General features: G+C 72.0%; 14 protein-coding genes. 8 read left to right on the top strand and 6 right to left on the bottom strand.

The window, feature by feature from the left end:
• Positions 1-15 precede the first annotated feature (15 nt).
• The 5 genes from ASE20_RS15880 to ASE20_RS15860 are packed head-to-tail and all read left to right on the top strand — an operon-like array spanning position 16 to position 4,089.
• Complete coding sequence (locus ASE20_RS15880) at positions 16-633, top strand: cytochrome c oxidase subunit 3 (RefSeq protein WP_200952828.1); 618 nt, start codon at positions 16-18, stop codon at positions 631-633.
• A gap of 5 nt (positions 634-638) precedes the next feature.
• A complete protein-coding gene (locus ASE20_RS15875; RefSeq protein ID WP_200952827.1) occupies positions 639-902 on the top strand; it encodes a cytochrome C oxidase subunit IV family protein in 264 nt (87 codons plus the stop codon).
• A 7-nt stretch (positions 903-909) separates the two neighbouring features.
• On the top strand, positions 910-2,268 hold the full coding sequence (locus tag ASE20_RS15870; RefSeq protein WP_056895522.1) for a WS/DGAT/MGAT family O-acyltransferase: 1,359 nt from the start codon (positions 910-912) through the stop codon (positions 2,266-2,268).
• Between the two features lie 10 nt (positions 2,269-2,278).
• The gene (locus ASE20_RS15865) at positions 2,279-2,842 is read left to right on the top strand and encodes a hypothetical protein (RefSeq protein ID WP_056895521.1); all 564 of its coding nucleotides are present in this window, start codon (positions 2,279-2,281) and stop codon (positions 2,840-2,842) included.
• Positions 2,839-4,089: a DUF445 domain-containing protein gene (locus ASE20_RS15860; RefSeq protein WP_056895648.1), complete on the top strand. Its 1,251-nt coding sequence runs from the start codon at positions 2,839-2,841 to the stop codon at positions 4,087-4,089. The genes ASE20_RS15865 and ASE20_RS15860 overlap by 4 nt, the downstream gene beginning before the upstream one ends.
• Positions 4,090-4,206: 117 nt before the next feature.
• Here the strand turns inward: ASE20_RS15860 and ASE20_RS15855 are convergent, their stop codons facing one another.
• Both ASE20_RS15855 and ASE20_RS15850 read right to left on the bottom strand, forming a co-directional pair.
• Positions 4,207-5,646, bottom strand: coding sequence for a glyceraldehyde-3-phosphate dehydrogenase (locus tag ASE20_RS15855; RefSeq protein WP_082612477.1), 1,440 nt, complete (start codon positions 5,644-5,646; stop codon positions 4,207-4,209).
• A gap of 122 nt (positions 5,647-5,768) precedes the next feature.
• Complete coding sequence (locus ASE20_RS15850) at positions 5,769-6,266, bottom strand: VOC family protein (protein WP_056895520.1); 498 nt, start codon at positions 6,264-6,266, stop codon at positions 5,769-5,771.
• A 60-nt stretch (positions 6,267-6,326) separates the two neighbouring features.
• On the opposite strand from ASE20_RS15850, the gene ASE20_RS15845 reads away from it, so the two are divergent.
• On the top strand, positions 6,327-6,791 hold the full coding sequence (locus tag ASE20_RS15845; protein WP_056895646.1) for a MarR family winged helix-turn-helix transcriptional regulator: 465 nt from the start codon (positions 6,327-6,329) through the stop codon (positions 6,789-6,791).
• Here ASE20_RS15845 and ASE20_RS15840 read toward each other — a convergent pair.
• Genes ASE20_RS15840 through ASE20_RS15830 form a run of 3 tightly spaced genes read right to left on the bottom strand, consistent with a single transcriptional unit; the run spans position 6,778 to position 10,385 of the window.
• Positions 6,778-8,301, bottom strand: a complete 1,524-nt coding sequence (locus ASE20_RS15840; protein WP_056895519.1) for an FAD-dependent oxidoreductase — start codon at positions 8,299-8,301, stop codon at positions 6,778-6,780. The genes ASE20_RS15845 and ASE20_RS15840 overlap by 14 nt on opposite strands.
• 24 nt (positions 8,302-8,325) lie before the next feature.
• Positions 8,326-9,270, bottom strand: a complete 945-nt coding sequence (locus ASE20_RS15835; protein WP_056895518.1) for a CobW family GTP-binding protein — start codon at positions 9,268-9,270, stop codon at positions 8,326-8,328.
• 26 nt (positions 9,271-9,296) lie between these two features.
• Positions 9,297-10,385, bottom strand: a complete 1,089-nt coding sequence (locus tag ASE20_RS15830; protein WP_056895517.1) for a GTP-binding protein — start codon at positions 10,383-10,385, stop codon at positions 9,297-9,299.
• 64 nt (positions 10,386-10,449) lie between these two features.
• Here ASE20_RS15830 and rpmG point away from each other — a divergent pair, with 64 nt between their 5' ends.
• Positions 10,450-10,620, top strand: a complete 171-nt coding sequence (rpmG, locus tag ASE20_RS15825) for a 50S ribosomal protein L33 (RefSeq protein WP_056895516.1) — start codon at positions 10,450-10,452, stop codon at positions 10,618-10,620.
• A 36-nt stretch (positions 10,621-10,656) separates the two neighbouring features.
• Positions 10,657-11,892, top strand: coding sequence for a YibE/F family protein (locus ASE20_RS15820; RefSeq protein WP_082612476.1), 1,236 nt, complete (start codon positions 10,657-10,659; stop codon positions 11,890-11,892).
• Here ASE20_RS15820 and eccCa read toward each other — a convergent pair.
• The gene (eccCa, locus tag ASE20_RS15815) at positions 11,858-15,868 is read right to left on the bottom strand and encodes a type VII secretion protein EccCa (protein ID WP_056895514.1); all 4,011 of its coding nucleotides are present in this window, start codon (positions 15,866-15,868) and stop codon (positions 11,858-11,860) included. The two genes, ASE20_RS15820 and eccCa, sit on opposite strands and share 35 nt — an antisense overlap.
• Between the last annotated feature and the right edge of the window lie 165 nt (positions 15,869-16,033).

The raw sequence follows: 16,033 nt of genomic DNA, 5'->3' as shown, positions 1-16,033 counted from the left end.
CGTGGAGGTGCACGGATGGGTACGGACGTGATGGCGACGCTGCACGCGCCGCCGGGGTCCGGGTCGCCGGCACCCCGCCGCGGCGGCCGGATCCCCGGCGAGGAGGGGCTGTGGGTCTTCATCCTCGGCGACATGGCGATCTTCGCCCTGTTCTTCGGCACCATCGCCGTCACCCGCGGTCAGGACCCTGCGATGTTCGACGCGGCGCAGCAGCACCTGCACCCGTGGCTCGGCATCGTCAACACCGCCCTGCTGCTGACCGGCTCGCTCCTCGTCGTCCACGGCGTACGCCGACTCGGCGACGGCACCGCGGCCTCGTCGCGCCTCTTCGCGCTCACCCTGGTGTGCGCGCTCGGGTTCGTGGCGATCAAGGTCGCGGAGTACTCCCTGCTCGTCGGTGAGGGCCACACGGGGGCGACCAACGACTTCTTCATGTACTACTTCGTCTTCACCGGGATCCACCTCGCGCACCTGGTGATCGGCACGGTCGTCGTGGCCTTCCTGCTCCGTGTGGCACGGACACCCGAGCCGACCGAGGGTCAGCGCAGGTTCGTGGAGTGCGGCGGCATCTACTGGCACATGGTCGACCTGCTGTGGCTGGTCCTCTTCCCGTTGCTCTACCTGATCAGGTGATCGCGATGACCGTTCGCATCGACCGCCAGACCGCGGTCTGGATGTTCCTCGTCGGCGCCACGGTGCTGACCGCCGTCCTGGGTCTCGAGCAGCACGGCGGCTCCACCGCGGTCGGCCTGGCGCTGCTCGTCATCGCCTTCGTCAAGGTCCGCCTGGTCGCGCTGCACTTCATGGAGGTGCGGGACGCGCCGCTCGCGCTGAGGCTGCTGGTCGAGGGTTACGTCGTCGTCACCCTCGTCGTGCTCGTTGTCCTCCGCGTGGCGAGCTGAGCGCGCGATGAGCAATATCGCCCTCGGCGACGCGATGTTCCTGCTGGGGGAGGCCGCCGGCCGGCCCGCCCAGGTCATCACGCTGCAGCTCTTCCGTCCGCCCGACGAGGCGGACCCGGCGCAGTGGGTCGGCGACTACTTCCAGCAGCTGCTGGCGAGCGACGACCTGAAGCCGGTCTTCCGTCGGCGCCCGGCCAGGAGCCTGCTCTCGCCCTCCACGTTGCGCTGGGTCGACGACGAGCCGGTCGAGATCGACCACCACGTACGGCGCTCGGCGTTGCCCGGCCAGGGCCGGGTCCGCGAGCTCCTCGAGGCGGTGTCGGTCCAGCACGGCGTCCAGCTCGACCGGCGGCGCCCCCTGTGGGAGTACCACGTCTTCGAGGGCCTCGAGGGAGGGCGCTTCGCCACCGCCTTCAAGACCCATCACGCGATAGCGGATGGCATGTCGCTGGCCCGACACGTGCTCGGGAGCCTGAGCGCCGACCCCGGCGAACGGTCCCTGCGACCGCCGTGGGCGGCCGATCCCGACCACCGGCGCCGCAGCCGCGCCGCTCGCCACGGTGCCGGACTGAGCCTCGCACCGGTCCTGCGCAGCGCGAGCACCGTCCGCTCGCTGGTCGACATGGCCCGTGACGACAGTGCCCGCATCCCCTTCGAGGCACCCCCCTCGCCCTTGAACGTCAAGGTGGGGGGAGCCCGGCGCTTCGCCGGCGACCAGTGGCCGCTCGAGCGGCTCAAGGCCGTGGCGAGGGCCACCGCCAGCACCGTCAACGACGTCGGTCTCGCCATGGCGGGCGGCGCCCTGAGGGCCTACCTCGAGGAGCTCGGCTCCCTGCCGGACAGGTCGCTGGTCGCCATGGTCCCGGTGTCGGTACGCCGAGCGGGCGAGTCCTTCGCCGACGGTGAGGGCAACGCCTTCGGAGCGATGCTCTGCGACCTGGGCACGGCCGGCGACGACCCGGTCGCGCGCCTGGAGTCGATCCGGGACCAGACCCGCGCGGCGAAGGAACGCTACGCGCGCATGTCGGCCGCGGAGGTGCTCGCCGTCAGCAAGCTCATCATGGGCGGCGTCATCATCTCCTCGCTGACAGGGGTCACCGCCCTGCCGCGCCACGCCTTCAACCTGATCATCTCGAACGTGCCCGCCCCCGACCAGCCGTTGTACTGCAACGGCGCGCGGATGACCGACATCTACCCGGTCTCGATGATCTCCGAGGCCCAGGCGATGAACATCACGCTGACCCGCTACGACAACCAGATGACGTTCGGCATCGTCGGCGACCGGCGCGCACTGCCCCACCTGCAGCGGATGCTGATCCACCTCGATGAGGCGCTGACGGCCCTGGAGAAGGCCGTCGGCGGCTGAGGGCCCGCCGGTGATCGTCGACGACGTCGGGCGCTGGCTGCTGGGCCTCGCCGCCAGGTCGGCTCCGCCGGAGCTGGCCGGGCCTGCCGTGGGCACCACGGCGGCCCACCGGCTCGGCGCGCTTCTCGACGAGGCGTTGGCACAGTCGACCCAGGAGGCCGGGGACGCACTGCTCGACGCCCTGGTGCGAGGGCTGGTCCCGGACGAGGCCAGGGTCGTCGCGGCGCTGGCCGCACGGGGGTGGAGCCCGCTGGTGCACGTCGAAGCGCGTCGCGACGGCGAGGACCACCTCGGCCTGCGCAACGCGTCCCTGATCGGACGCCAGGCGGGCGTCGCGCTGGTGCGCCGGACTCCCTTCTACGTCACGCGTCTGCTCGCCTCGGGCCTGGTGGCCACCACGCCGGAGCGCCCCGAGCGCGCCGAGGAGTACGAGGTCCTGCTGGCTGAACCCGACGTGCTCGACGCGATCCGTGCAGCCGGCCGCGGGCCCGTCGGACCACGGATCCGCCGGGGTGGACTCGTCCTGTCCGACCTCGGGCTCCAGCTGTGGTCGTCGCGACAGGCGAGCGGGTGATCCCGCTCGTCCAGTCCTGGCCGGAGATCCGCGCCGACCTCGCCGAGCACTGGTACGTGTATGCCTCGATGCCGGTGATCGCGGCCGTCATCGGCTACGTCACCAAGATCGTCGCGATCGAGATGCTCTACCGTCCGATGCGCCATGTCGGCATCGGCCCGTTCGGCTGGCAGGGCCTCGTCCCTCGTCGCGCCGGGAAGGTCGCCGCGGTCACGATCAGGCTGCTCACCGACAACCTGCTGCGTGCCGAGGACCTGCTGGCCCGGATCGATGGTGCCGACGCGGTGCGGGAGCTCCGGGTGCCCCTCTCGCGGGCCGTGGACGAGATCGCCCGCGAGGTCGTCGACCAGGTCACTCCGGGGGGATGGAACGCGCTGCCCGAGTCGGTCCGGCGGCTGGTGCGCTCCCGGGTGCAGCAGGAAGCGCCCGGCATCGTCGACCGGCTGCTCGCCGAGATCCGGGCCGACGTCGACCAGTTCGTCGACCTCCACTACCTGACGGTGACGACGCTGGTGCGCAACAAGCACCGGCTCAACGACATGATGCGCCGGACCGCCGGAAGCTCGATGCTCTTCCTGCGTCGTACCGGCCTGGTCTTCGGCTTCGGCATCGGCCTGGTGCAGGTCGTGGCGTGGGCGCTGTGGCACAACGTGTGGATCATGCCCGTCTTCGGGTTCGTGACCGGCTTCGTCAGCGACTGGGTGGCGCTCACGTTGCTGTTCCGCCCGCAGGCGCCGCGCCGGATCCTCGGCCGACGTTTCCACGGCGTGCTGCACGCCAGTCGCGACCAGATCACCCGTGACTACGCCCGGATCATGGCGGCCGACCTCTTCCAGCCGTCGGCCCTGCTCGAGGCGGTGCTGACCGGAGGGGGCTCGGATCGCCTCTTCGCCCTGGTCCACGGTGAGGTCGACGACGTGCTGGCCCGCACGCTGGGCCCCACCCGGGTCCTGGTGGCGCTCGGGATCGGCACCGCGCGCTACGAGCAGGCCAAGGCCACCGTCGCCCGTCGCGTGCTGGCGCTGCTGCCGGAGATGCCCGAGGTCGAGGACTACGCCGCTCGGGTCCTGGACGTCGAGAACGTGCTGGCCGAGAAGATGGCCGAGCTCACGACCGAACAGTTCGAGGGCATCATGCGCCCGATCTTCAAGGACGACGAGTGGCTGATGATCTCCGTGGGCGCCGTGCTCGGCTTCCTCGTCGGCGAGCTGCAGGTCGAGATCGTCACCCACCTCGGCGGCATCTGACGGGCCGCCGCCCACTCCGCCCCACTGCTTGTAACTCGGTGTTCGTGTGAACCACCACGGAGTCCTGACCGGTCAGGACTCCGTGGTGGTTCTCCGTGACACCGAGTTACAAGCCGATCAGGCGGTCGGGAAGGTCCGGTACTCCACGCCCGAGATGTACTGCACGGTGCGCAGCACCTGGCAGGAGTAGCCGAACTCGTTGTCGTACCAGACGTAGAGGATGGCGGAGTCGCCGTCGACGATCGAGGCGCCGCCGTCGACGATCGAGGCTGCGCGGGCGCCGATGAAGTCGGTGGAGACCGCGTCGGTGGCCGTCGTGTAGTCGAGGTTGCGGGCGAGCGGGCCGACGAGCGAGGCCTGGCGCAGGTGCTCGTTGACCTCCTCGCGGGTGGTCTCGCGCTTGAGCTGGAGGCTCAGGATGGCGATAGAGACGTCCGGCGTGGGGACGCGGATCGAGTTGCCGGTGATCTTGGCGTCGAGGTCGGGGAGGACCTTGGCGACGGCCGAGGCGGCACCGGTCTCGGTGATGACCAGGTTGAGCGGTGCGGAGCGGCCGCGGCGGTCGGCCTTGTGGAAGTTGTCGAGCAGGTTCTGGTCGTTCGTGAACGAGTGGACCGTCTCGACGTGGCCGCGGCTGATGCCGAACGCGTCCTCCATCGCCTTCAGCGGCGGGACGATCGCGTTGGTCGTGCAGGAGGCGCAGGAGAGCACCTTCTCCGAGGCGTCGACGGTCAGGTGGTTGACGCCGTGGACGATGTTGGGGACGTCGCCCTTGCCCGGCGCGGTCAGCAGGACCTTGGCGATGCCGGGGCGCAGGTGCTGCGAGAGACCCTCGCGGTCGCGCCAGATGCCGGTGTTGTCGATGAGGATGGCGTCGTTGATGCCGTACTCGGTGTAGTCGATCTCCTCGGGGGAGTTCGAGTAGATCACCTGGATCACGTTGCCGTTGGCGATGATCTGGTTCTTCTCCTCGTCCACGGTGATCGAGCCGTTGAAGGCCCCGTGGATCGAGTCGCGGCGCAGCAGCGAGGCTCGCTTCTTCAGGTCGTCGCCCTTGGCCTTGCGGACGACGACGGCACGCAGGCGCAGGCCGTTGCCCGAGCCGGACTTCTCGACGAGCAGGCGCGCGACGAGGCGGCCGATGCGGCCGAAGCCGTAGAGGACGACGTCCTGCGAGCCCGGGCCGGCGATCTTGTTGTCGCCGGTCGCCTCGGCCAGCGCGGCCGCGGTGAACTCGGGGATCGCGGTGCCCTCGCCCGATGCGCGGTAGGCGCGGATCAGGAGCGCGAGGTCGATCTTCACGGCACCCAGGTCGAGGCCGGCGATGGTCTCGAGGAAGGGGAAGGTGTCGGCGACCGACAGCTCGACGCCGTCGATCTGGCGCGCGTAGCGGTGGGTCTTGAGGATGTCGATGACCGACTTGTTCACCAGCGAGCGGCTGTGCAGGAGGATGGTGACGTCCTTCTCACGGTGCAGCTTGCCGACGATCGGGATCATCGCCTCCGCAAGCTCCTCGTGCTGCTTCCAGCGGTCGAACTTTTCCTCGATGACGCTCAACGAAATCCCCTATAGCAGTCGACAAAAGCCGCTCGATCGTAGGCCCGGGCCCCCGGTCGGTGCGCAATCGGGCCGCCCATCGGGACGAGTGGACTTTGTCACAGCACGGGTCACAGCAGGCGTCACAGCACCTTCGTGCCGTACATCTCGCCGAGCGGGTCCGCCAGCAGCTCGAGCCGCTCGCCGTCGGGGCCCGGGAAGTAGAGCGAGGCGTTCGACTCGAGGTGGTACGCGACCCCGGCGTCGTCGAGCTTGGCGCGCAGCAGGTCCCACTTCTCGCGGGTCACCGAGATCGCGATGTGGTGGTGGCCGCCGAGGACCTCCTGGTAGGGCCCGAGGTCGAGGCCGGGCAGCGTGAAGAAGGCCAGCAGGTTGCCGACGCCCACGTCGAAGAAGAAGTGGTCGGAGCCGGCGTAGTCGCGGTTCTCGAAGATCTCGGTCAGGGGGAACTCGAGCAGGCCCTGGTAGAACTCGACCGTCCGTCGTACGTCGGACGACAGCAGTGCCGCGTGGTGGATCCCGCGGGCGCTGCTCTCCGGCCGCTCGCCCTCGGGAGCGAGGTACTCCTTCTTGATCCGCTCCCGGTCCCGGGTGATCGCGTCGATGTCGATAGTTGCCATGTCAACCACCATGCTCCTGAAGTCGTGGATGTGTCAACATTCTCGGCTAGAATGGGCGCGATGGAAACGACGACCTGGCTGGACGACGACGAGCAGCGCGCGTGGCGCGGCTTCCTCGACGTGCACGCGCAGCTGAACGCGGCGATCAACCGCCAGCTGCAGTCCACGACGGGCCTCTCGCTGTCCGACTACGCCATCCTCGTCGAGCTGACCTCCGACGTGGCTCCTGACGGCTCGCTGCGGATGTTCGAGCTCGGCGAGCGCCTCCAGTGGGAGAAGAGCCGGGTCTCCAAGCAGGTGTCGCGGATGGAGGCCCGCGGCCTCGTCGAGCGTCGCCACTGCGCCGACGACCGCCGGGGGGCCTTCGTCGACCTGACGCCGGAGGGACGCGCGGCGATCGAGGCCGCCGCCCCCGCGCACGTCGAGCTGGTGCGCGACCTCTTCTTCGAGGGCGCGACCCGCGACCAGGTCCGCGCGCTGGGCGACTTCACCGAGCGGGTGCTCGGTCGGCTCAGCTCTCGCTGAGGCTGCCGACCATGTCCTCGACCGCGAGCGAGGCGAAGGCCATCGCCGCGCCGAGCGGCGCGCCCGGACCCGGGTACGCCGAGCCGAAGACCGACGCGGTCGAGTTGCTCGCCGCGTAGAGGCCCGCGATCGGCGTACCGGACCCGTCGAGGACGCGCCCGGCGGCGTCGGTGACGAGCCCGCCCTTGGTGCCGAGGTCGGAGAGCACGAACTGCGCGGCCAGGTACGGCGGCTGGTCCAGCGGCACCAGCGCCTTGTTGGGGCTGCCGGCGGAGGCGAAGAAGGTGTCGTACTCGTCGGCGCCGCGACCGAAGTCCTCGTCGACGCCGGACGCCGCGAAGCCGTTGAACCGCTCGACGGTCGCGGTCAGCGCCGTGGCGTCGAGCCCGGTCGCCGCGGCGAGCTCCTCGAGGGTGTCGGCCTGCACCCAGGTGCCGGCGGCGAGGTGCTCGGCCGGGTCGCCCTCGGGCATCGCGATGGCCGGCAGGCGGCCGCCCTCGCGGGAGTCGAAGACGTACCAGGACGGCGTCCGGTCCTCGGCCGCGGCCATCACGCGTCCGAAGCGGTCGTAGGGCAGGCACTCGTTGCCGTAGCGCTGCGCGGACTGGTCGACCATGAGGCCGCTGCGGAAGCCGAGGGTGAAGGTGCCGCTGCCGTCGGGCTGCAGCAGGCCGGGGCAGAACCAGCCCTCGCCTGACCAGTCCGTCGCCGCACCGATCGCGGCGGCCGCGTCGATGACCTCGCCGGTGTTGGTGCCCCGCGGCGCCATCGACCAGGCGGCGCGGCCCGGCGTCCCGTGCTCGGTACGACGCTCGGCGCTCCCCTCGAAGCCGCCGGCGGCGACCAGCACGCCGCGCGTCGCGGTGAGCTCGACCGGGCCGTCGGGCCCCTGGGCCAGCACGGTCGTGACCCGCCCGGAGCCGTCGCGCGCGAAGCCGGTGACGTGGTGCCCGGTCCGGATCTCGCCGCCGTCGCGCAGCACCATCGCCGCGAGCCGCCCGATCAGCGCCTGGCCGCCGGACAGCGTGGAGCGGCCCGGTCGGCCGGCACGGTCGCGTTCGACGGGCGGGCGCAGGATCGCGTCGACCCGCGGGTCGAGCTCGTCGCGGCTGATGGCCTTCGGCTGGATCGAGCGCCCCATCGGCACCCGGCCTGGCGCGTCGTAGTACTCCGCGAACGGGATCCACTCGAACTCCATGAGCGGGTCCGCCTCGAGCTGGGCCACCAGCTTCGGCGCGTGCGCGAGCAGCGCCTCGACCCGCTCCTGGTCCGGGTCCACGAGGACCGCGGCGAGGTAGGCCCGGGCGCCCTCGGTCGAGTCCGGCAGCCCGGCCCGCTGCTGGACGTCGGTGCCCGGGAGCCAGCAGGCGCCGCCGGAGTACGCCGACGTGCCCCCGATCAGCGGCGTCCGCTCGAGGACGAGGGTCCGCAGGCCGGCCTTCGCTGCCAGGGCGGCGCCGGTCAGGGCCCCGCCGCCGGAACCGACCACGATCACGTCGTACGCACTCATGGCGAAACGATAACGTGTTCTAGTTCACCGGGCGGGGCGAAGTCCCGCCGCGAGCAGGGGGCGCACGACCTCGGGGTCGAGGTCGAGCCCGATCGCGACGAGGGCGCTCTCCGCCGGCGGCGGGCACGACGTGACCCAGGCCTGCCGGCCGACCACGTGCACGACCTGGCCGCGGACCCGTGAGCCGGAGCGCACGGCGACCGTCCCCTTGATCCGGTACGCCCCCGGCGGGGGTACGGCGAGCAGCGCCTCGAGCGCGGCCGGATCGACCGGCTCGGTCGTGGTCACCGTGACCGACGACGCGTGGGTGTGGCCCTGCGCCGCCGGTCGCTCGGCACGCAGGAGTGCCGCGAGGGGGAGCTCGTCCTCGGGCTCGTCGGTGCTCGCGACGTCGTAGACCAGGGCGGGGTCGACCTCCCCGCCCGTTGTGCGGACGACGTGGACGTGCGGGTTCAGCTCGCGCACCCGCGCCTCGATGCGCTCGAGCACGTCCTCGGTGACGAGGTCGCACTTGTTGAGCACCACGAGCGTCGCGACCGCGAAGCGCGCGGGCGGCAGGCCGCCGCCGTCGACGGTGTCGAAGTACTCCAGGGCGTCGACCACGTCGACGACCCCGCCGGGCCGGATCCGCGGGGCACTGCTCGCGACGATCATCTGCGCGAGCGCGCCCGGCTCCGCGATCCCGCTGGCCTCGACCACGATCACGTCGAGCCCGCGCCTCGGCTCGGCCAGCTTCGCCAGTGCGTCGTCGAGCCCGCCGGCGTCCTCCAGGCAGCACAGGCAGCCGCCCGCGATCGAGGCCAGCTCGTCGACCTGTCCGCTGACGAGGGCGGCGTCGACGTTGACCGCGCCGAAGTCGTTGACCACCACGCCGACCCGGGCGCCGGGCTGGCGCAGCAGGTGGTTGAGCAGGGTCGTCTTGCCGGCGCCGAGGTGGCCGGTGAGGGCGACGACGGGCACGCGGGACACGGCGGCATCCTAGGTCGCGGGTCCGGTCAGGCTGCCGACCGGATCTCCCCGAGCCACGGCTCGAAGCCGTCCTCCGCCACTCGTCGCACGACGCGCTCGGGCCCGGCCGCGAGCAGGCCGTCGAACGCCGGCCGCAGGTGCGCGGGTGCGGCACCGACGCCGGTGAGCACGATCCGGGTGAACGGCGTGCGCTCGCCCCACGGGCCGCGGTCGCCGATGCTGAGCTGGCCGCCGGCGCCGTCCCACTCCAGCACCCGGCCGGGCCGGGTCGGGAGCCAGAAACAGCCGCGCGAGCGGTGTGCCCCTGCTCCCAGCTGCTCGATCGAGGACAGCAGGCGTGCGGGGTCGAACGGCCGCAGGGACTGCAGGTCCAGCCGCCAGACGCCCTCCGCCCGGACGGGCGGCAGGGCCACCGAGCGGGCCGGGCTGGTCCACGCCGCGGTGTGCGCGGCGGCATGCAGGCGGCCGGTCAGGTCGCTGCCGGGGAGGCCGTGCCCGCCGGTCGCCACCGGGACGCTGGGGCGGGCGAGCGCGCCGACCAGGCCGTGGGCCACCGGGTCGGGTACGTCGTCGAAGGTCACCAGGTCGGCGTGCTCGATGATCGCGGCCAGCACCTCGCCGACGCCCCGCCGGTCGTCCAGTGCGCTGTGGTGGCCGCGCTCGGCCAGCAGGTCGTCGCCGAGCAGGTCGCGCACCGGCTGCCGGGCGCTGACGGCCGCGACCACGGACGAGACGCGCAGCACGCGGGCCAGTCGGATGTCGCGGGACAGGGCGGTGCACAGCTGCGCGGCCTCGGCGCCGACCGGCAGGTGCGCGACGATCGTGCGCCAGCGGCCGTCGCGCGCCAGCCGCTCGAGGGTCGGTACGACGTCCTCCCGCAGGGCGCACGTCACGCAGGCGTGCTCGAGCAGGACCTCGTGCCGCTCGACCTCGCCGCCCATGTCGCTCACCGTGCGGGTCAGCACGCCGCGCTCGACGTCGATGTGGTGGCGGACGGCGACCGCCTCCGGCAGGTCGAACTGCAGCCCGACGAGCGTCGTCGCCATCGCGTCGGGGTCGGCGCCGGACAGGACCACGACCGGGACCGGCCGCACGGAATGGATCGGGGACGTCATCGAGTTACCTCCACGCATGATAGGAATGAGAATCGTTCTCAGTATGCACGAAGGGAGAGCCGCCATGGCCAGCAAGTCCAGCGACGTCCGGCCGATCGTGAAGCTGCGGTCCACCGCCGGCACCGGGTTCACCTACGTCACCCGCAAGAACCGGCGCAACGACCCCGACCGGATGGTGCTCAGCAAGTACGACCCCGTCGTACGACGCCACGTCGCCTTCCGTGAGGAGCGCTGACCGGAGGGGAGCAGGTCCCCTGAGAGGGTGAGCCCCATGGGTCACGGCCACGGACACTCCCACCGCGCGACGACCGGCATCGACGACGAGATCCGGGTCGGCAGGACGGCACGCACCGTCCTGCTGGCCGGGCTCGGCGTCGTGCTGCTGGCCACCCTGGTCGGGATCGGCGTGTGGTGGCCGCCGTCCGACACCGTCGAGAAGGCGGCGGAGAACGGCGGCGAGGCCGCCCAGTTCGCCGCACCGGGCGTGACCTTCCCGACCGGCGAGGTGGTCGAGGTCGGTCGCCACTGCGCCGGCGACGAGGCGCCAGGGACCGACGGGTGCGGCTCGCTGGCGGTTCGCGTCGCGGGGGAGGGCGAGCCGGTGGTGGTCCAGGTGACGCCGGACGTGCTCGACTCCGGGATCGTGAAGGGCGACAAGGTCGAGCTGCTCCGCCGGCCGCCCGAGGCCGACGCGGTGATCCAGGAGCCGTCGTACGCCTACTTCGCGACCGAGCGCAACGGCACCCTGGTCTGGCTCGGCCTGTCGTTCGTGGTCGTGGTGCTCGCGATCGCCCGGTGGCGTGGGCTGTTCGCGCTCGTCGGGCTCGCCTTCGGCGGAGCCGTCGTGTGGTGGTGGATGCTGCCGGCGCTGCTCGACGGAGCGCCGGGCGTCGGCGTGGCCCTGACCAGCGCGTCCGCGATCATGTTCGTGGTCCTCTACACGACCCACGGCCTCTCGCTGCGCACCAGCACTGCGCTCGCCGGCACCATCGTCGGGATCGTGCTGACCGCCGGCATCGGGGTCATCGCCATCGGCGACGCGCGGCTGACCGGCATCAGCGACGAGGGCGGCCAGATCCTCGCCACCTTCGGCACGCTCGACTTCCCGGCCCTGCTCGGCTGCGCCCTGGTCATCGCCGGCCTCGGCGTCCTCAACGACGTCACCATCACCCAGGCCTCGGCCGTGTGGGAGCTGCGTGCCGCGACCCCCGACGCCAGCCGCGCGACCGTCTTCGCCAGCGCCATGCGGATCGGCCGCGACCACATCGCGTCCACGATCTACACGATCGTCTTCGCCTACGTCGGCACCGCGCTGCTCCTGCTGATGCTGCTGAAGGTCTACGACCGCCCGATCCTCCAGCTGCTCTCGACCGAGCAGCTCGCCGAGGAGGTCGTGCGGACGATGGTCACCTCGATCGGGCTGGTGCTCGCCGTACCGGTGACGACGGTGCTGGCGACGCTGGTCGCCTCACCTAGATCGACGGGTCCGTCCACGCCAGCTGGATGACCTCCGCCCCCCGGTCGCGCGAGACCAGCCGACCCCGGCCGGGCGCGGCCGGTCCGGGCCGGAGGTTGCCGATCAGCACGCCCTCGTCGCGGTTGCCGGCGAGCAGGATGCCGGGCATCGCGAGGTCGCGCAGCGACTGGATCACCGGCTCGTAGAGCGCCCGCGAGGCACCGCCCGAACGACGGGCGATCACGACGTGCAGGCCGACGTCGCGGGCCTGGGCGAGCAGCGGCTGGAGCAGCGCGATCGGTGAGCTCTGCTGGGTCGCGACCAGGTCGTAGTCGTCGACGACCACGAACACCTCGGCGCCCGTCCACCAGGAGCGGTTGCGCAGCTGGTCGGGCGTGACATCGGGGCCGGGCAGGCGGTTCTGGAGGTAGGTCGCCAGGTCGCTCAGCGCCGGCTGGGCCTGGGTCGCGGAGGTGAGGTAGTTGAGGAGGTACTCCTCCGGGACCTCGCCGAGCATCGAGCGCCGGTAGTCGACGACGACGATCTGGGCCTCGGCCGACGTCCGGGTCCGCATGATCTCCTGGCAGTAGGTGCGCAGGAAGTTGGACTTGCCGGACTTGCCGTCGCCGAAGAGCAGCAGGTGCGGCTCGGCGTCGACGTCGAACGCGACCGGAGCGAGCTCCTTCTCGTTGATCGCCAGCAGCAGCGGGCGTCCCGGACCGGCCGGGGCGAGTGCGCGGACCTCGTCGAGCGAGATCCGGTTGGGCAGCAGGCGCAGCTTCGGGCCGGCGGGGCCGCGCCAGGCCTTGGCCACTGCGGAGATCAGCGCGTCGACGCCGTCGCCGAGCGTCTCCGCCGACGCCTTGCCGTCGATGCGCGGCAGGCCGCCGAGGAAGTGCAGCTTGCCGGGCACCAGGCCGCGGCCGGGCCGGTTGGTCGGGACGAGTGCGGCGATCTTGCGGTCGATCTCGGAGTCGATCGCGTCGCCGAGGCGCAGCTCGAGCTTGGTGCCGAGCAGGTCGCGCATCGCGGCCCGGAAGTCCGCCCAACGGGCCGAGGACGTGACGACGTGCAGGCCGAAGGTCAGGCCGCGTCCGGCGAGCTGCTGGATCTCCAGCTCGAGGTCGTCGAAGTCGGCCCGCAGCGTGCCCCAGCCGTCGATGACGAGGAAGACGTCGCCGTACCCGTCGTCGGCGCGGCCCTGCCCCCGCCGGCTCCGGTAGGTCTCGATCGAGTCGATGCCGTGCTGGCGGAAGTAGGCCTCGCGGCGGTCGACGATGCCCTTGACCTCGGCGAGGATCCGGCGCACCACCTCCGGCTCGGAGCGGCTGCCGACGCCGGCGACGTGCGGCAGGGCGGTCATCGGGGCGAAGGTGCCGCCACCGAAGTCGAGGACGTAGAACTGCGACTCCAGCGGCGTCGTGGTCAGCGACAGGCTGGTGACGATCGAGCGCAGGAGCGTGGACTTGCCGCTGCGCGGACCGCCGACGATCGCGACGTGGCCGGCCGCGCCGCTGAGGCTCACCGTCAGGGTGTCGCGACGCTGCTCGCGCGGGCGGTCGACGGTCCCGATCGGGACGGTCAGGCTGCCGGCCTGGCGCCACTGCATCGAGACGAGGCCGAGCTCCGGGTGCACGGCGAGGTCGGGCATCAGCTGGTCGAGGGTGTCGGGGGTGTCGAGCGGCGGCAGCCAGACCTGGTGGGCCGGCAGGCCGTGGCCCTCCATCCGCTGGACGGCGATGTCGAGCAGGGAGGCCGACTCGTCGTTCGCCGGCTTCGCGGTCTCCTGCTCCTCGGCCACCGGCTCGTCGAAGGTCTGCACCTCCGAGATCGTGAAGGGCAGGATGCCGCGGACCTTGCCGCCGCTGTCGCGGTCGACGCGTCGTCGGCCCGTCTCGGGCGGACCCGAGACGTAGGCCGCCTTGAACCGGGTCAGCTGGGTCGGGTCCGGCTTGAGGTAGCCCAGTCCGGGAACGGCGGGCAGCTCGTAGGCGTCCGGTACGCCGAGCACGGCGCGCGACTCCTGCGCGCTGAACGTCCGCAGGCCGATCCGGTACGACAGGTGCGACTCGAGGCCGCGGAGCCGGCCCTCCTCCAGTCGCTGCGAGGCGAGCAGCAGGTGCAGGCCCAGCGACCGGCCGAGCCGGCCGATCGCGACGAAGAGGTCGATGAACTCCGGCTTCGCGGTGAGCATCTCGGAGAACTCGTCGACGACGATGAAGAGCGAGGGCAGCGGCGCCAGCTGCGCGCCGGCGGGATCGCCCGACGTCCGGGCCTTCTCGTAGTCGCGGATCGAGGCGAAGTTGCCGGCCTCGCGCAACAGCTCCTGGCGACGCACCATCTCGCCCGACAGGGCGTCCTGCATGCGGTCGACGAGGGTGAGCTCCTGCGACAGGTTGGTGATCACCGCGGACACGTGCGGCATCTCCGACATGCCCGCGAAGGTCGCACCACCCTTGAAGTCGACGAGCACCATGTTGAGCTGCTCGGGGGAGTGGGTCATCGCGAGGCCGAGCACGAGCGTGCGCAGGAACTCGGACTTGCCGGAACCGGTCGCGCCGATCACCAGGCCGTGCGGGCCCATGCCCTGCTGGGCCGATTCCTTGATGTCGAGGTGGATCGGGCCGGCGTTGTCGCCGACGCCGATCGGCACCCGCAGCCGGTCGCGCGCGGGCCGGGAGCGCCAGGCCGAGTCGGGCTCGAACGTGAAGACGTCGCCCATGCCGATCAGGTCCATGAAGTCGGTCGGCGCGGTGATGTCGGTGGCCTCGTCGCCCACGGCGGCACCGGCTGCCGGCGTGAACAGCGGGGTCAGCCGGCGCGCGAGCGCCTCGGCCGTGGCGATGCTGCACTGGTCGCCCTTGGCGCGCACCGGCTCGGTCCGCAGTCGTACGGCGACGAGCGGCACCGGCCCCTCGGCGGTCCTGTCGTCCAGCTCCAGGCGCAGCGCCGTCGCGCTGTCGAGCTCGCCCCAGCGGGCGGGCAGGTCGATCACGGTGACGCCGTGCAGCCCGTCGGGCGGGATCACGTGGTTGCCCGGCGGCAGCTCGGCGCCGTCGGTGATCAGCACGATGTGCGGGATCGCGGGGCGCTCGTCGGCGCCGAAGCGCGGCCGCTCGCTCAGGTCCGGCGGCAGCATCTGGGCGAGGTCGGTCAGCGACGTGGTGACCATCCGGGCCGGTCCGACCGCATCGGTCTGGTGCTGGCTGTGGGCGTGCGGGAGCCACTTCACCCAGTCCCAGTGGGCCAGCGTCGCGTCGCTCGCGAGCACCGCGACCTGCAGGTTCTCGGGCGACTGGAAGGTGGTGGCCGAGCAGAGCAGCGCGCGGGCCATCGCGCGGGCCTCGTCCTCGCCGCCGCACACCTCGATCCGGTCGAACGCCCGCAGGTCGATCGATGCCGGCAGGTCGGGCTGCAGGCGGTGGACGACGAGCAGGCGGTGCAGCGCGGACGCCGACGCCGGGTCGACGTCGTCGATGGGGGCGCCCTCCGGCGGCACGAGCTCGAGGGCCAGCGGCTGCGCGCACACGCCGTACCGGACCTGGAGGAAGGCGGGGTCGGACGTCGCCCGCTCCCAGATCCGCGACCGGTCCTCGGCGAGCGCCGGCAGCGCCGACGGGTCGGGGTGGGTCCAGGTCAGCGCGCGGCGCTGCTGGTCGGCGGCCTCGCGGGCCACGCCGCGGACGCTGGAGAGGTAGCGGAGGTACTCGGTGCGCGAGCCGGACACCTGCTCCTGGCGCTGCTTCCGCTGCCGGTCGATCTGCACGACGATGAAGCCGAGGGTCGCGAACAGGAACATGCCCGCCGCGATCAGGCGCAGCGGCCCGTTGCTGCCCGAGCCGCCGAGGCTGGCGACCAGCACGATCGAGCCGAGGCTGCCGAGCATCGGGATCGCGTTCATCGCGACGCCGGCGGCACCCTCGTTGGGCTGGATCTGCGGCGGCGGCTGGATCTGGACCTTGCCGCTCGGCATCTCGGGTCGGTCGCCCCGGCCACCCCGGTGGGTCAGGCTTCCGGGCGCGGCCATGCGCCGTCCGGGCGCACTGCCCTGAGTCACCGTCACGTTGCCGTCCCCTGTCGACGCCCGATCATCCGACGCGGATGATGATAGGCGGGGCCGCAGGCGGGTAGGGGAGGGCGCACGACCCTGAGCACTACCCTCAGGGGCGACACATCAATCTCGGGAGGCCCG

Origin of the sequence: Nocardioides sp. Root240, from assembly GCF_001428825.1 — a bacterium.
Lineage (GTDB): Bacteria > Actinomycetota > Actinomycetes > Propionibacteriales > Nocardioidaceae > Nocardioides.
The sequence above is the reverse complement of the archived record's forward strand: the minus strand, read 5'-3'. Positions and strand labels throughout refer to the sequence as shown.

Excerpts from the sequence above, each read along its gene's own strand:
- ASE20_RS15840 (WP_056895519.1), bottom strand. The coding sequence starts at position 8,301 with ATGAGTGCGTACGACGTGATCGTGGTCGGTTCCGGCGGCGGGGCCCTG.
- ASE20_RS15850 (WP_056895520.1), bottom strand. The coding sequence starts at position 6,266 with ATGGCAACTATCGACATCGACGCGATCACCCGGGACCGGGAGCGGATC.
- ASE20_RS15845 (WP_056895646.1), top strand. The coding sequence starts at position 6,327 with ATGGAAACGACGACCTGGCTGGACGACGACGAGCAGCGCGCGTGGCGC.
- ASE20_RS15870 (WP_056895522.1), top strand. The coding sequence starts at position 910 with ATGAGCAATATCGCCCTCGGCGACGCGATGTTCCTGCTGGGGGAGGCC.
- eccCa (WP_056895514.1), bottom strand. The coding sequence starts at position 15,868 with ATGGCCGCGCCCGGAAGCCTGACCCACCGGGGTGGCCGGGGCGACCGA.
- ASE20_RS15875 (WP_200952827.1), top strand. The coding sequence starts at position 639 with ATGACCGTTCGCATCGACCGCCAGACCGCGGTCTGGATGTTCCTCGTC.
- ASE20_RS15820 (WP_082612476.1), top strand. The coding sequence starts at position 10,657 with ATGGGTCACGGCCACGGACACTCCCACCGCGCGACGACCGGCATCGAC.
- ASE20_RS15880 (WP_200952828.1), top strand. The coding sequence starts at position 16 with ATGGGTACGGACGTGATGGCGACGCTGCACGCGCCGCCGGGGTCCGGG.
- ASE20_RS15830 (WP_056895517.1), bottom strand. The coding sequence starts at position 10,385 with ATGACGTCCCCGATCCATTCCGTGCGGCCGGTCCCGGTCGTGGTCCTG.
- rpmG (WP_056895516.1), top strand. The coding sequence starts at position 10,450 with ATGGCCAGCAAGTCCAGCGACGTCCGGCCGATCGTGAAGCTGCGGTCC.